Here is a 16,654-nt window from a genome sequence, read left to right as displayed (position 1 = left end):
TTAGTATGACCTTACTAGTATCGCTAAGTAATAGCAAGACAGTAGTATATTAATAAAAATATTAAAAAAACACATTTCTTATAGTTTCTATACTGTTAGAAAGGGTTCAGAGCTTGTATTTGATTAAAAAAAAGGCTCTTTTTTTAAGGTTTCCTAATATTTTTAACATATAAATTTTGTGAAAATAAAAAAAAACAATACTTTTGGTTAACCAGATTGGTCAACCAGTTAAAATCAAAACCAGTATATGAGTATTAAAATCGAAAAGGAAACGGACGTTTTGTCCAGTCCCAAAAAGGGTTCCGAAGAAATAATTATTTCTAAAATTAGGGAATTAATTGTTTCTAAGCAACTTGAACCTGGAGACAAGCTTCCTGCAGAAAGAATTCTAGCAGAGAAATTAGGCGTGAGTCGTAATCAATTACGACAAGCTATTCAACGATTAGAATTTTATGGATTAGTAAAAAAATATCCTCAAAGTGGTACTCGAGTATCTAATATTGGAGTAACTGCTCTAAATGGTATGATGTCCGATATTCTACAATTACAAGAACCTGATTTTAAATCTCTGGTAGAAACAAGGTTAATTTTAGAGACAAATGCTGTTCGCTTGGCAGCTACCAGAAGAACCGATGCACACTTGGATCAAATACAAGCTGCACATGAAGCATACAGCGAGAAGGCAATAAACGGTCTTAATGCAGTAGAAGAGGATTTAATGTTTCATCTAAAATTATCTGAAGCAAGTGGTAATAGTGTAATCAACTCTTTAATGTTAGTTATTACTCCAGAAATTATTACTCGTTTTGTAGCAAATAAAGTCTGTAATAAAGATGAAAACCATTTATTAATTAAGGAACATCAAGCAATTATAGATGCAATTGTAGAGAAAGATCCAGATAAAGCCGTTCAAAAACTTGAAGAGCACTTTAAAGATTTATATAAATTTTGTTACGAATAAAATTAAGAAACAATTATAAAAAGTAAGGAAACAACTAAAAACAGTATATCATGTAACAAGGAAAACAGCAACAAAAAAAGGGACAGCTACCACACTAATCCCTTAATTTTCGAAACTTTACTTAGTTAAAAAAGTAAAATTATGACTATAATTACTTATAGATAGATTAAAACAAAGATAATAAAAATAGATAAAGATATTTCGATTTATCATTTTTTAATGATTTGTTTACTACAAGTAATTATAATATTCAGGATTTGCTTTTAAAATCGAAAATAAACCAATTAGTGATTTAAACTAAAGCATTAAAAAACAAAAATAATTACTTATGTATTTTAAAAAGATTATAACAATCGTCCTGATTGTTCTATATCATTGTACAGTGCTTGCTCAAGATAGCATTACATTAGAAGGAACGGTCACTTCTCAAGAAGATGGGATTCCGATACCTGGAGTTAATGTACTGATTTTGAAGTCAAATACTGGAACTACAACAGATTTTGATGGGTACTTTCAACTTAATGTAAAGAAAGGTGATGTTATTTCATTTTCTTTTACAGGAAAGAAAACAATAACCATAGTAGTTGATAATCAAACAAAAGTTGATGTTGCTCTTGAAGAAGAAGCCTCCGAACTGGAACAAGTTGTGGTTATTGGATATGGAGTTCAGAAAAAATCCAGTTTAACAGCTTCTGTTGCAAAATTAGAAAACAAAAACCTTGATGAATTACCCTACTCCAATGTTTCTAATAGTATTAAAGGAAAAATTGCAGGTGTTCAAATTAGAAATACCAGTGGTAATGTTGGTGATGAACCTGAAATAATTGTAAGAGGTATTGGTTCTATTAGTCTTAGTTCTGCTCCATTAGTAGTAGTAGATGGGTTTCCGTTTGATGATGGTCTTCAGTTTATCAATCCTAGTACCATAGAATCCATAGAAGTACTTAAAGATGCAAGTTCTACAGCAATATATGGATCCAGAGGTGCTAACGGTGTTATACTTATTACTACTAAACAAGGTAAAGCAGAAAAAACATCTTTTGAGTTTAAATCTTTATCTGGTTTCAAACAAGCAGCAAGAAGTATTGATCTGTTAGATGCAATTGAATTTTCTGACTTAGATAGAGATAGAGATCAGTTAGTAGAAAACTTTAATGCTCAGCAAGAAAACAGAGAACCTAACTTCGTAAATTATGATAATGTTCAAATAGGAAAAAGGACCGTTGCGCAAAACATTGGCGGCCCAACTAATTGGCAGGAAGAAGCTTTAAGGAATCCAGCTAGAATAGAAAATTATCAATTAAATATTTATGGTGGAGGAAGTAAGACTAACTATTTAGTATCTGCCAACTATATCTATAATGAAGGATTAAGAAAAGATAACGATTTAGAAAGGTTAAATCTATCGGCTAGACTTAAATCTAAATTATCTGATAACTTAAGTTTTGATTTAAAAATAAACCCTTCCTATACCTTAACCAGAAGATCTTCTATTAATTTTACCGATGTTGGTAGATATGAGACCTGGATCCCCGTTAGACATAATCAATACACTTCAGATCTAACAGGACAACCTGTAGGGAGTTATGCGCATGCTTTACATTTTAGAAATCTAAACTTCGATTATGTAGATCCTGTTACAGGTCAGGTAGAGAATACTGGAAATCTAGAAAACCTTTGGTCTTCATCAAATTTCAACCCAATCTCTAGACAAGAAGCTAGTAGAAGAAACCGTTTTGAATACAGATTGTTAGCCAACGGATCGGTAAAATGGAAAATTGCAAAAGGACTTACTTTTAAATCCTCTCTTGGTGGGTATGTAAGATATAGAACTGGTGAAGAATTCTTTGGGTCTGATGGTGATCGAGATGGAGAAACCGAAGGTATATTAGCAGATCAGCTTACTGTTAAATATATTAATGAAAATACATTAACCTATAACAGAGATTTTAATGGTCACGATCTTGGATTATTAGCAGGAATCACTTATGAGAATACCTCAGAACGTCTTAGTAATCTTAGAATAACCAATTTTGATGACGAAACAATAACCACACTTAATGGTGGAACAATTATAGATCTTAATGACACTTTTACTATAAAAGATGAAACTATATTATCTTCATATTTAGGAAGAATTAATTATGCCTATAAAGATCGTTATTTAATTTCTCTGGCAGGAAGAGTTGACGGTTTTAATAAATTTGGTAAAAACAATAAATATGGAGTTTTCCCATCTGTTTCTATCGGTTGGAACGTTGCAAATGAAAACTTCTGGAGAAACAGTATTGGTAATACCGTAAATAATCTAAAGCTAAGGTCTAGTTGGGGTATTAGTGGAGCTGCTCCTCCTCTATTTGATTTCTTATCACAAACTATCGTAGATTTCAGCAATTACAGCTTAGGAAACACAGGTGGAGTAACAACAGGACAAGGTGAAGTAGATTTTTTACAAGGAAATCCTGATATAACCTGGGAAACAAATACTGAATTTAATAATGGTATTGATCTAGGTTTTTTCAACGGTTCTGTAAACCTTACTGTAGATTATTACTATAAATTATCTGAAAAACTTTTATTAAGACAGCAAATATCCAATACTACTGGTTTTGATGAACAATGGAATAACATTGGAAAAGTTCAAAATTCTGGTTGGGAGTTTGATTTATCAACAAACCTTGGAAGCGGTAAATTGAAATGGCAAGGTAGTGCCAATATATCTTTCAATGAGAATAAACTTGTTTCTTTTGGTGGTTCTGAAAGAGCTATTAATAACGGAGAAAGAACTGATCAATATATTACACGTGTAGGAGAACCTTATATTCAGTTCTACGGATACAGAACAGATGGTATTTTTCAGGATGCAGATGATTTAGCTAATAGTCCAAGCGGTATAACAGATGCTGTAGGTGGACTTAAAAGAGTAGATGTTAATGGTGATGGAATTATTAATGAAGATGATAGAACTGTAATTGGTGATCCATTTCCAGATTTTATTTGGGGATTCACAAATACCTTTACCTATGGAAATTTAGATCTAAATTTTTCTTTTCAAGGGTCTCAAGGAGGTGAAGTTGTATGGGGTGAAGCTTTCTATAATGAAGTCGAACGTTATAGTGCTGTATATGCAGAAAATCAATGGTTTAATGAAAATGTACCAGCAAGTAGACCTGGAATTAGAATCGGTGTACCTTGGTTAGAAACAGATTATGCTGTACAAGATGCCTCTTACATATCACTAAGAGAAGTAGTATTAGGATATTCTATTCCTGCTAATTCTGCTAAGAAAATAGGTTTACAAAAAATGAGAATTTACCTATCTGGACAAAATCTATGGTATCAGGCAGCAGACGATTACTTAGGTAATAATCCTGAAGGAAATACGGATAGAGGTAATGTCCTGATTAGAGGATATCAAAGAGGAGTTACACCTGTGCAGCGACAACTAGCACTTGGATTGGATATCAATTTCTAAAAAGCAATTAATCATAGTCAATTTCAAATATAATTGGTCAAGACGAATAATATTAAATGAAACACTGACTAAAAAATATATAAAATGAAACATATTTTTAAACTTCAAAACAGATTCATAAATTTTAATATTTATGCATTGTGCTTGGCATTACTTACAATGTCTTGTGATCTTGAAGAAGATGTAATTTCTTTTAGATCTGACAACAACTTCTACAATAATCAAGAAGAATTGAATAGAGGAGTAATTGCTGCATATTCAAGTTTATATGATGTTATGGCTGTAGAATGGAATGTTACAGAACTTCGTTCTGATAACACTTTTACAAACCCTGATAGATCTCCAGAATCAGATGCTCCACGTTTTACACTGGATCGCCTTACTGTAGATACAAATAATTCTTTAAATCAACAGTATTATGCTAATTGCTATAAAACTATTGCTTTAGCTAATAGAATTATTGCCAATCTTACCGTCGTAGAAGATCAAAATTTGAGAAACCAATATGAAGGAGAAGCCAAATTTCTTAGAGCTTTAATGCATTTTAATTTGACAAGATTATATGGAAGTACCGTAATTTCTGATCGAGTGTTAATTGGGGAAGAAGGCTTTGAACTATCACGTAGACCAGCTACAGAAGTCTATAACTTTATAATTCAAGATCTAGAAGATGCTATAGCATTGCTACCAGAGCAATATGACGATTCTGAATTTGGAAGAGCAACTGGTATTGCTGCAAGAACAATATTAGGTAAAGTTCATTTATCTAGTCCTGGTAGAGATTTAGAAGCGGCTATCACTCAACTTGAATATGTTAGAGATAGAGGTATCAATGATCTTTTAGCAAACTATGATGACCTTTTTGAGCCAGGGAATGAGTTAAATAATGAAGTTATTTTTTCTGTTCGTTATGAACAGGGACTTATAGGTTTAGGTTCACCTTTTCCTAACTTCTTTGCTCCTTTGCAGAGTGATGGTAATGTTGTTTTTGGAAACGGTGATGGACTTAATGTCCCAACTGAAGATGTATCTGATACATATTTAATTGAGGATCAAAGAAAACCTACATCTATGGCAGATAGTTATATTGCCACTAACGGAACTGAGATTTTTAATAAGCATGTTACAAAATACAATTCTGATTTTAATGCATTAGATGATGGAGATGTAGATTGGCCAGTTACAAGATTTGCCGATGTGTTATTGATGCTTTCTGAAGCATATGTAGATGCCAGAAGTATCTCTGAAGCACTGATCGAACTCAACAAAGTAAGAGTGCGTGCAGGCTTAACTCCTTTAACAGAATCTGATGTGAATTCCAGCTTTGCTTTTAGACTTGCGTTAGAGAATGAACGACGTCTGGAGTTTGCTTTCGAAAATCATAGATTTTTTGATCTTTTGAGAACCAATAGAGCCTTAACCGTTATCAACGAACACTTTGTTACAGAATTTGCATACAACAATCCAGATAACCCTGATTTAGATGCAAATCCTATCTCTGAATTTCAGTTGCTCTTACCAATACCACAAAGAGAAATTGACCTAAACCCTAACCTAGCTCAAAACATTGGTTATTAATGCATTTAACTAAACAACATATCATTACTGCTACAGTATCCTTCTTACTCTTTTTTATGGGATGCGTCTGCTTTGCCAATGAGGTTAAAGTAGCTACTATTGATGAATTCAATAGTGCTATTAAATCTGCAAAAGCAGGAGATCGTATCATACTTAAAAATGGAGAATGGAAAGATGTAAAACTAATAGCAAAAGGTCAAGGAACTTCAGATCATCCAATTATAATTGAAGCAGAAGAATCTGGCAAAGTATTTATTACAGGGGATTCTAGCTTAAAGATTGCAGGAACTCATTTGATAATAAAAGGTTTGTGGTTTAAGAATGGTTTTACTTCTGATAAATCTGTAATCTCCTTTAGAGTAAACTCTAAGGAATTTGCAACACATTCTAGACTAACAGATTGTGCGATAACTTATTATAACCCAAATTCCAAAGCGATAGGTTACAAATGGATAAGTATCTGGGGAAAAAATAATAGAGTTGATCATAACTACTTTGCAGGTAAAACTAATTCAGGAACTACGCTGGTAGTTTGGTTAAAAGGCGAAGAACATATTCAAAATAATCACAGAATTGATCATAATTATTTTGGAGAGCGACCTGCTTTAGGTTTTAATGGGGGTGAAACAATTCGAATAGGAACTAGTAAAAACTCTTTGTTATCATCTAGGACTATTGTAGAAGATAATGTTTTCGAAAAATGCAACGGAGAAGTGGAAATCATTTCTAATAAATCTTGTGATAACGTATATCGCAACAATCTTTTCTTAGAAAGCCAAGGAGTTTTAACACTAAGACACGGAAACAGATGCTTAATTGAAAACAATGTATTCATTGGAAATCAAAAACCACACACAGGCGGTATCAGAATTATTAATGCAGGTCATGTGGTAAGAAATAATTTGATGATGAATCTAACTGGTGATGGTTTTAGAGGGCCAATTGTAGTTATGAATGGTGTACCTAATAGCCCTGCAAACAGATACCATCAAGTAAAAGATGTTCATATCTTAAACAACACCATAATTAATAGTTCTCCAATTCAGTTTTGTGCTGGAAAAGATGAAGAAAGATCCTTAGCTCCCGCGAATACGATCTTCGCTAATAATTTAATCTTTAATGATAAAGGTGATGATATTGCAGCTGTATACGATACATTAGATGGAATTAAGTTTTATGGAAATATTCTTGATACAGGAAAAGAATTCAATAAAGCTGGTTTTACTAAAGTTAAAGTGAACTGGGATACTTTAGAAAACATTCTTTACATACCAAATGCTATTAATGAAGAGTTAATAAAAAACTCAAAATCTGAAGGTAAATTACCTAAACTTGATATTACAGGAACAAAGAGAACAACTTTTGTTGCGGGTGCATATAATCTTGGAAATACAAAATTACCAAAAGCACTTATCCTTAAAAGTGGGACCTCTTGGGATTCTAAAGTAGTACCTCCTAAGCCAATAGTTACATCAGAAATTATTGAGGTAGAACCTGGTGTAGGAACGTTACGTAAAGCATTAAAAAAAGCTTCTAATGGCAGTATTATCCAACTAAAATCTGGAGAATACATTTTAGAAAAAGGAATAAAGATCAGAAGTAGTATTACTATTCAAGGAAATTCTAAAAGCAAAAAAGCACTGTTAAAAGTAAAAGATGGGTTAGAAAAAAATCCAACATACTTCTTTAGAGTTGAAGGAGGTAATACATTACGATTAAACAATTTAGAAATATCTGGAAACCTGAGCACTCCCATAAAATATGCGGTTGTTTCTCCCGACAAAGGCATCTCTGAACCATATTCTGTATTCATTGACAATTGTTATATACATAGTTTCAAAAACAAAAATGGAGGCAGTATTTATAAAGCATATAAAGGAACCTTCGCAGATACAGTAAGCATAGTCAATTCAAGAATTGAAAATGCGTATAGAGGAATCAATCTTTCAGAAGAAAAAGACAATTTCGGAAAATACAGTGCTCAAGTAGTAAATATAGATAACACCATTTTTAAAGACATAGAACAATGGGCAGTAAATTATTACCGCGGTGGAACCGATGAATCTACTTTAGGGGGAAAAATTATAGTAGATAATTCTGTGTTCAGTAATGTAGGTAATACAGAAAAAGGAACTGTATTAAGAACTAAAGGTATTGTATGGGTTGACATTAAAAACTCTGTGTTCGAAAAAAGTTATAGAGTAATTAACCCTGTTAATCTAAAAGGAAATAAAAATACTTTGAGCAACTGCATCATTTTTGATTGCGGTACAGTAAAAGCAACAAAAGGAGCATCTGCAAAAGATGTGTTATATAAAAACCCAAAATGGGAAGATAAAGAAAACTTCATTCCAAGTGAAAAATCACCGCTGCGTAAACAGCAACATATTGGACTGAAATGGGATACTAAAAAACAAAATTAACACCATAGAATTATGAAAAATTACGAAGCATCTTTTAAGAGAATCTTAGCAGGTCTATTGGTTTTCTGTTTAATGTTGATATTTATAATATCCTCATCTTGTGATGCGGATATAGAAGTGGATCAAACTGTTGAAGAAATTGAATCAGCAAATCCTGTAATTACCAGTTTTTCTCCGTTAAATGTTGAAATTCTAGAGGAAGTACTTGTCGAAGGTGAATTTCTTCAATTCGTCGATAGAGCGACTATTGGTGGCATACCAACAGAAATTAAAAGTAAAATTAGTGACACGCAAATTTTACTAAGAGTTGATCCAGCAGTAATCTCTGGGCCGATTGTTCTTATTAACGATTTGAGTAGACAAGGTGCAGAAAATCTTGAATTTACAGCAACATCAACAGAAAGTTTAACTGTATCGTATCCTGTACCATCAGTAACAAGTGCAATCCCTAGTGAGGCTACAGCAAATGATTTACTAATTATAGAAGGTGCTAATCTTGGAGTTGTATCAAGTGTTACTTTTGGAGGAGTTACTGGTGTAATTTCTTTTCAAGAAAATGATGTAATTGTAGTAACTGTTCCAAACCCAGGAACTCTAGATCCTGTTGCTATTAATTTAACATATAATAGTAATAGCGGAGAAATCGCACAAGAATTAAGCCCTTCGTTCTTAGTTAATATACCGACACCAGAACCAGATAATGTACCTAGGATAATGACTAGAGATAATATGGTAACAATCACAGGAGCGAATATCAATTTCACAACATCTGTTACAGTAGATGGTATCGAGGCAACAATTACTACGTCTCCAACTGATTTAACTTTTATGGTTCCATCTGGAGTAACAACAGGAATCTCAGAAGTTATCATTACAGATACAGAAATGCGTCAAACAGTGTTTAACATACCATACATCAACGGACCGTATTACGAATATTATGATTTTGATACTAAAGCTTTAGAAACTGTAAGAGATAATAAGAATGGTAACCCTAATGAAGTCGTATTGTCATTAGGAGAAGAAGAATCAGAACAACCAAGGTTTACTGGAATGACAGAACCTTTTGGAAGTAGATATTTACACTTAGATTATCCAAAAGCTACTACTAGTACTTTAGCATCCATTTATTGTTACGACTTTAGTGATGATTTCGGAACTGAAGAAATGGGAGAAGAGTCAGCTGCTTTATTAGATCCAGCTGGTAGATTTGCTGGAAATCCAGTATTACATTTCTGGATGAGAATTAATGGGGCTAACTGTAGAACAAAAATATATCTAGGAACTTCAAGTGCTCAGCGTAGAGAATCTAATGGTCCTCTTTTAGATACAGGAGGAGAATGGGTATTAGTTGCTGTAAGACTTAACGGATTTATGGATAGTGCAGCCGATTTTTCTAGATTCCATTTTCGTCTTACTGCTGGTAGTTCTTCAGATAATATACCTAGATCAGCTGATTACGATTGGATAATTGTAACCGATAGAGTATTAACAGAGTTTGGAGCTGTAGATTACTCCGCAGCTTCCATTACAGATCAAACTAACTGGAAAGATCAAGGTTAAAAAACGATAAATAACAAATTTTCATAATATTATAATGATCCAATCACCTTCACATACTAAATGGTTAAGGTTAGGCATTCTTTGCCTAACCCTAACCCTAAGTACTCTCTGTTTTAGCTGCAATCAAGAAGGTAAAACCGAAAACAAAACAGCGCCTAAAATCCAAAAACCTGTACTTTCCTTATCTACTTCTGAAGCTAATGAAATAAAAAAATTACTAAACACTAATGATGTTTTAAAAGTCTCCTTTGAACAGCATAAAGAAAAAGCAGACAAAGCAATTCAAAATGGAATTGAAGTGCCTATCCCAAAAGATCCTGGTGGTGGATATACTCATGAAAAACATAAGCGTAATTATGGAGAAATGTACTCTGCGGGAATTGCTTATATGATTACTGCAGATACTATATACTCCAAGTTTGTAACAGATATGTTATTAGAGTATGCAAAAATGTATTCTAAATTACCATTACATCCTAAAAGAAAAGAAAATCATCCAGCTGGAAAACTTTTTTGGCAAGGATTAAATGAAAGTGTTTGGTTAGTTAATTCGATACAAGCATATAATTTGGTAAGTGATGCCATTTCAATTGAAGATAAAAAAACAATAGAGGATCACGTTTTTAAGAAAGTTGCAGAATTTATTAGTGTTGATTCTAAAAAAACTTTTAACAAAATACATAATCATGGAACCTGGGCAGTAGCGGGTGTAGGTATGACAGGATATGTTCTCAAAGATCAAGATATGATCGACCGAGCTTTATACGGAAGTAATAAGGATAAAGAAACTGGTTTTCTTAAACAGATAGATATGCTTTTCTCCCCAGAAGGATACTATTCTGAAGGTCCCTATTATCAGCGATATGCTATGATGCCTTTCATGCTGTTCGCTCAAGCTATCCAGATCAATCAACCTGATCTAAAAATCTTTGAATACCGAGATCAATTATTAGGTAAAGCGGTAACCACAGTATTGCAACTAACTGATGAAAATGGTGCATTTTTTCCTTTTAATGATGCTTTAAAAGAAAAGAACTATTTAACCAGTGAATTGATATTTGCCAGCAATATTGCATATGCCTATTATGAAGATAGTTCGCTACTGCCTATTACTTTAGCTCATAATAAAGTAAGTATTTCAGGAGCAGGTCTTGAAGTAGCAAAGGCTTTAAAAAACTTTAAACCAAAAGTTTATGAAAAAAAACCTTTACTAATTACAGATGGAAAGGATGGAACAGATGGTGGATTAGCTTTATTACGTATGCCAAATGGCAAAAAAGATGAAAAACTTACGGCTGTCTTTAAATTTGCTTCTCAAGGAATGGGACATGGTCACTTTGATAGGCTTTCTATATTCTTTTACGATGGAAAACAAGAAATTCTACAAGATTATGGAGCCGCAAGATTTTTAAACGTAGAGTCTAAACAAGGAGGTAGATACTTACCAGAGAATACAACATGGGCAAAACAAACCATAGCTCATAATACCGTAACAATTGACCAAAATTCTCAATTCGATGGTAAGGTAAAAGCGGCAAGTAAAGTGAGCCCACAATTGCTTTTTTCTAACCTAAAAGATACAAAACTCCAAATTGTTAGTGCAAAAGAAGAAAATGCATATAAAGGTATTAATATGCAAAGAACATTGGCTTTGATTAAAGATTCGGCAGCAGAAAGGCCACCTTTCATCATTGATATCTATGCAATTACATCTAAAGAAAAACATCAATATGATCTAAACTTTATGTACCAAGGACAGCTAATGGATACTAATTTTGAGTATACCAAAGAAAGTACATTGTCCGAATTAGGTGCTCAAAATGGATATCAACATTTATGGAAGCTGGGAGAAGGTAAAAGTGATCAAAACTTCGCTACCTTAACTTGGTTAAATCAAAACCGCTTCTACTCTATCTCAAGTATTATAAATCCAAATAGTGCGATGGTTTTTTCGAGATTAGGAGCTAATGATCCCAATTTCAATCTTAGAAATGATGCTTCTTATATGATACGAGAAAACAACAAAGAAGATCATGTTTTTGTAAACATTATAGAGCCTCACGGAAATTTTGATCCAAAACTAGAATCCGTACAGAATCCTCATTCTGATATTAAAAACATTCAATTGATTCATTCTGATGATACATACACAATTGTAAAAGTGATATTCAAAAATGAGGAACATTATACGTTAATGATTGTAAATAAAGAACACGATCCACATAAACAACATAAAATTACTGTCGATACTATAGAATATCAATGGACAGGTAATTACAATTTAAAAACCAACTAAACAATGAGCTACTCAAAAGTAAAGAGCGATGTATTCTTTGTAACCAAAGACAAACCATGGGAAGAAGCCGCAGAAGGCATTACACGTCAAATGATAGGATATGATGTTAACATTATGATGGTAAAAGTAAACTTCGAAAAAGGAGCCATTGGATATATCCATGATCACTTTCATTCACAAACTACTTATGTAGAATCTGGTAGTTTTGAAGTTACCATCGGAGATGAAAAAAAAGTACTAAATGCTGGTGATGGATTCTTTATTCCTCCTAATGTTCCACATGGAGCAGTTTGTTTGGAAGCTGGAGTTCTAATCGATGTATTTAGTCCAATCAGAGAAGATTTTCTTGAAATTTCACATACAAAGAAATAGATAATGACAAAAATAAAAGGATTACGTTGGTGGGTTATAGGGCTAATTGCCTTAGCTACTGTAATTAATTATATAGACAGGCAATCACTTAGCGTATTATGGCCAGATATCGCTGAAGAATTATATCCAGATAAATCCACAGACGAACGAAAAGACATCTATGGTTGGATCTCATCAATTTTTCTATTTTCCTATGCTTTTGGTCAAGCTATTTTCGGGAAGATTTTTGACAAAATAGGAACACGATTAGGTTTTGCTATTTCTATAGGTTTTTGGTCTTTAGCAACCGCATTACACGCATTAGCAAAAGGTTTTCTTAGTTTTTCAATTTTCAGATCTATTTTAGGAGTTGCTGAAGCGGGAAATTGGCCAGGTGCTGCAAAAGGAAATGCAGAGTGGTTCCCAGCAAAGGAGCGTGCCTTTGCCCAAGGAATTTTCAACTCAGGCGCTGCTATTGGAGGTATCATATCAATTCCTGCAATTGCATTTATGACCATTCATTTTAGCTGGCAAATGATATTTATAATCATTGGAGCTATGGGATTACTATGGTTAATTCCATGGATGCTAATTATGAAAGCACCACCAGGAAAACACCCATGGCTTACTGAAAAAGAAAGGAATTATATTCTTGACAAATCAAAATCGGAAAATGTAGATCAAATTGACGATGAAAATCAACTTGATGAATACAATCCAGAAACGGGCAAAATGTTATCTCATAAAGAGAGTTGGGGAGTAATTCTTTCCTCAGCTGCAATCGATCCTATATGGTGGCTGTTTGTATTTTGGATTCCCATTTATCTATCAGAAGTATATGGCATGGATGTTAAAGCGGTCGGAATCTACGGTTGGGTACCTTATGTAGGAGCTATGATTGGAGCCTGGTTCGGAGGACTTCTGGCACAGAATCGTATTAAATCAGGTTGGAATATTAATAAAACTAGAAAGTTTGTTATTACGCTAGGTTGTCTGATTATGCTTCCTTGTTTCTACTTACTATCTGATCCAGGAAGCCCTGTCAATGCAGTATTAATCATGGCCGTTATTCTTTTTGGATTTCAGACAGCTATCGGTAATATACAGACATTACCCAGTGATTTATTTGGTAAAAAGACAGTAGGGACACTCTCTGGTCTGTCTGGAATGTCAGCAAAATTTGCTGGAGTAGGTTTAACTGCATTAGTATCTACTTTGACAGCTGGAGGGAATTACACTCCTGCATTTATAGTTGGAGGTGCTTTGACATTAATAGTATTGGCGAGCGTATGGATTTTATGTGGCAATATTCAGCCATTAAAGGCTAAAAAATAACCCTTAGAAAAATAACAATAAGTCAATTAAAACAATTTTAAAAATTAATATAAGAAAAAGATGAATTTAAACAAAAAAGTTGCAGTTGTAACTGGAGCAACTGGAGGTATTGGTTTCGAAGTTGCAAAAAGATTAGGCAACGATGGATATATTGTACTACTAAACGGTATAGAAGATGATAAAGGAGCTGAGAGAGTTGCAGAACTTACAGCTCAAGGAATAACTGCAGAGTATTATGGATTTGACGTTACAAGCGAAGAAGCGGTAACCTCTAACATAAACACCATCGGTGAAAAATATGGTAAAATTGATGTATTAGTAAACAATGCTGGTGGATTGGGTGGAAGATCCCGATTTGAAGGTATGACAACAGAATTTTATCGATCCGTAATGGCTTTAAATCTTGATTCTACATTTTTTGCTTCAAGAGCTGCTATTCCTTTTCTTAAAAAAGGAGAGAATGCTTCAATAATTAACTATACGTCAAATGCAGGATGGACTGCAGGAGGTCCTGGAGCAGGAATTTACGGAACATCAAAAGCTGCCGTTAATGCCATAACCAGAGCATTAGCAAAGGATTTGGCAGAGTATAACATTAGAGTAAATGCAGTATCACCTGGCACCATCGATACTCCGTTTCATGCGCAAATTAAATCAACTAAACCTGAAGTATTTGCCTCTTGGAAAAACAACATTATGTTAGGACGATTAGGTCAACCTGAAGATGTTGCTTCTGTTGTATCTTTTTTGGCAAGTAACGACGCTGCCTTTATTACTGCTGAAACTATTCAGATAGGTGGTGGACAAGCTTTAGGAATTTAAAAAATAAAGAAAAATAAAAAATGAAAAAAGTAGTAACCTTTGGAGAAGTTTTAATGCGTATAGCTCCTTTGGGAAATAAAAAATTAAAACAATCTAACCAATTAGAATACTACTTTGGTGGAACTGAAGCGAATGTAGCAATATCACTTGCTCAATTCGGTAACAAAACGCAACATATTACCGCAGTATCCAACGATTTTGTTGGTGATGCAGCAAAGAGCTACTTGCAGAAACTGGGAGTAGATACTGGTTTGATTATTGACTCGCGTCATCCTCTGGGATTATATTTCCTGGAGGTTGGTGCAGTCATGCGATCAAGTACAATCGCATATAACAGATCGAATTCAGCTTTCTGTAATATAGAACCTAACCAGATCAATTGGGATGCCGCATTAGAAGGTTGTAATTGGTTCCATTGGACAGGGATCACTCCTGCCCTATCTCAAAACGCGTATTTAACATTGAAACAAGGCATAGAAGTTGCTCATTCAAAAGGAATAACTATATCCGCAGATCCCGCATATAGAAGTGGGTTATGGAACTATGGATTAGAAGCCAAAAATGTACTTAATGAATTGATAGCATTGTCAAATATATTTATTGGCGGTCCTAATGAAATTAATGAATTGTTGGCTACGGATTTTTCATATGAGAATGATGACTTTATTGAAGCCAGTAAATGTTTAATGAATCAATATACTCACATTAAAGGGGTTTTTGACAAAACCAGAGTCTCTATCAATGCAAGTTGGCATAAAATAAGAGCCAGAATGTGGAATGGACAAGAATTTTCTGAAACCGATGAACTAGAAATTACTCACGTAATTGACAGAATTGGAACTGGAGATGCCTATGCCGCAGGATTAATTCATGGGCTCTTACATTACAATGATAGTAAAGCGATAGAATTTGCGAATGCATCCTGTGCTCTAAAACATACTATAGAGGGCGATGCCAATTTGGTAACAGAGTCCGATGTATTAAGCATTATTCAAGGTAATCTAACGGGAAGAATAAAACGATAATATGGCACAGTATACAAGAATAGAAGTTGCACAAATTATGGAACGCACAGGTATTGTTCCTTTGTTCTATCATCAAGATATTGATATTGCTAAAAAAGTAATTAAAGCTTGTTATGATGGCGGTGCCAGAGTATTTGAATTTACGAATAGAGGAGATCACGCACAGGATATTTTTACAGAAATATCAAAATGGGTTAACAACAAGCTTCCTGGTATGGTATTAGGGATTGGATCTATCGTTGATGCGAGTACGGCAGCATTATTTATACAAAAAGGAGCCAATTTTATTGTTTCCCCTATTTTAAATAAAGAAATAGCAAAAGTTTGTAATCGAAGAAAAATAGCTTGGTTACCAGGTTGTGCAACATTAACCGAAATAAATTATGCTGAAGAATTAGGTGCTGAAATTGTAAAAATTTTTCCAGCTGCCCAAATAGGAGGACCCGATTTTGTAAAAGGGATCAAAGCTCCGTGTCCTTGGACTAGTATTATGCCTAGTGGTGGAGTAACTCCTGAAAAAAAGAATCTCACAGATTGGTTTAATGCGGGCGTACACTGCGTAGGTATGGGATCTAAACTAATCATTAAAGATAAAAATGGAAACTTCGACTATAACGGTATTAAAGAATTAACCAAAAACTCCATTGAGATAGTAGATCATCTAAGAACCGATAATCTTTAAAACTTGGTTTGCTCCTATTGGAGCAAAGTACACCAACTAACATATCGGCAAACATTTAGGTCAATTACATCATTTTCAATAAAAGTTGTGTTAATAAAAATAAATTTATATATTTGGTTGACCAATTTGGTTAACCAAATATA

Annotated in this window: 11 protein-coding genes; all 11 read left to right on the top strand. The window is 33.7% G+C overall.

Annotated features, from left to right (window positions below):
- The first annotated feature begins 247 nt into the window (after positions 1-247).
- The 11 genes from QBK95_RS20795 to QBK95_RS20745 all read left to right on the top strand — a co-directional run bounded on the left by QBK95_RS20795 (position 248) and on the right by QBK95_RS20745 (position 16,511).
- On the top strand, positions 248-961 hold the full coding sequence (locus tag QBK95_RS20795; protein WP_280936486.1) for a FadR/GntR family transcriptional regulator: 714 nt from the start codon (positions 248-250) through the stop codon (positions 959-961).
- A 328-nt stretch (positions 962-1,289) separates the two neighbouring features.
- The gene (locus tag QBK95_RS20790; RefSeq protein ID WP_280936485.1) at positions 1,290-4,436 is read left to right on the top strand and encodes a SusC/RagA family TonB-linked outer membrane protein; all 3,147 of its coding nucleotides are present in this window, start codon (positions 1,290-1,292) and stop codon (positions 4,434-4,436) included.
- An 84-nt stretch (positions 4,437-4,520) separates the two neighbouring features.
- Positions 4,521-6,014: a RagB/SusD family nutrient uptake outer membrane protein gene (locus QBK95_RS20785; protein WP_280936484.1), complete on the top strand. Its 1,494-nt coding sequence runs from the start codon at positions 4,521-4,523 to the stop codon at positions 6,012-6,014.
- Positions 6,014-8,437, top strand: coding sequence for a polysaccharide lyase 6 family protein (locus tag QBK95_RS20780; protein ID WP_280936483.1), 2,424 nt, complete (start codon positions 6,014-6,016; stop codon positions 8,435-8,437). Before QBK95_RS20785 ends, QBK95_RS20780 begins: the two co-directional genes overlap by 1 nt.
- Before the next feature lie 12 nt (positions 8,438-8,449).
- Positions 8,450-10,000, top strand: coding sequence for an IPT/TIG domain-containing protein (locus QBK95_RS20775; RefSeq protein WP_280936482.1), 1,551 nt, complete (start codon positions 8,450-8,452; stop codon positions 9,998-10,000).
- Positions 10,001-10,034: 34 nt separating this feature from the next.
- The gene (locus tag QBK95_RS20770; RefSeq protein ID WP_280936481.1) at positions 10,035-12,296 is read left to right on the top strand and encodes a heparinase II/III domain-containing protein; all 2,262 of its coding nucleotides are present in this window, start codon (positions 10,035-10,037) and stop codon (positions 12,294-12,296) included.
- 3 nt (positions 12,297-12,299) lie between these two features.
- Complete coding sequence (locus QBK95_RS20765) at positions 12,300-12,668, top strand: cupin domain-containing protein (protein ID WP_280936480.1); 369 nt, start codon at positions 12,300-12,302, stop codon at positions 12,666-12,668.
- 3 nt (positions 12,669-12,671) lie between these two features.
- A complete protein-coding gene (locus QBK95_RS20760) occupies positions 12,672-13,982 on the top strand; it encodes an MFS transporter (RefSeq protein WP_280936479.1) in 1,311 nt (436 codons plus the stop codon).
- Positions 13,983-14,042: 60 nt separating this feature from the next.
- Positions 14,043-14,804: an SDR family NAD(P)-dependent oxidoreductase gene (locus tag QBK95_RS20755; protein ID WP_280936478.1), complete on the top strand. Its 762-nt coding sequence runs from the start codon at positions 14,043-14,045 to the stop codon at positions 14,802-14,804.
- 20 nt (positions 14,805-14,824) lie between these two features.
- A complete protein-coding gene (locus tag QBK95_RS20750; protein ID WP_280936477.1) occupies positions 14,825-15,829 on the top strand; it encodes a sugar kinase in 1,005 nt (334 codons plus the stop codon).
- Position 15,830: 1 nt separating this feature from the next.
- Entirely contained in the window at positions 15,831-16,511 is a 681-nt protein-coding gene (locus QBK95_RS20745; protein ID WP_280936476.1) for a bifunctional 4-hydroxy-2-oxoglutarate aldolase/2-dehydro-3-deoxy-phosphogluconate aldolase, read from the top strand.
- Positions 16,512-16,654 lie beyond the last annotated feature (143 nt).

It is taken from the genome of Aquimarina mycalae (assembly GCF_029906345.1).
GTDB lineage: Bacteria > Bacteroidota > Bacteroidia > Flavobacteriales > Flavobacteriaceae > Aquimarina.
Note: the sequence above shows the minus strand (reverse complement) of the source record. Positions and strands in the feature narration are given on the sequence as shown.